Origin of the sequence: Pseudovibrio sp. W64 (assembly GCF_001623145.1) — a bacterium.
Lineage (GTDB): Bacteria > Pseudomonadota > Alphaproteobacteria > Rhizobiales > Stappiaceae > Pseudovibrio.
On record NZ_LMCI01000049.1, the window covers coordinates 1 to 318 of the forward strand.

General features: G+C 48.7%; 1 protein-coding gene. It reads right to left on the reverse strand.

All coding sequences use genetic code 11. From position 1 onward, the window contains the following. Positions 1-318, reverse strand: a 318-nt coding sequence (locus PsW64_RS26980) for a tyrosine-type recombinase/integrase (protein ID WP_153042440.1), incomplete at both ends; no start/stop codon positions are given.

A 318-nucleotide genomic window follows, 5' to 3' on the forward strand; every position in this document is an offset into this window, starting at 1 on the left:
CTTTCTCAAGGTTTGACACTTTTCTCAGTGTGGTTTGACACTTTTGCTCTAACTGCTTGCTGAACTCTTCCCCGCGCAGAGTGATTTCCTTCTCAAATCGAACAGCAATATCCGACATGCTTTTGCGCAAATCAGCACCTTTGGCATAAAGCCGTGCCATGGCTTCTGTCTCATGTCCAAGCGCAGCGGCAAGATCTCTGTCATTCAGCCCAATCTCCCGCAAAATGGTCGCCACCGTATGCCGCAGACCATAAAGAGTAAGGCCCGACTCAATCAGGTTCTTATCTTCTAATTGGATGCGCAGCTTTCTCCACGATG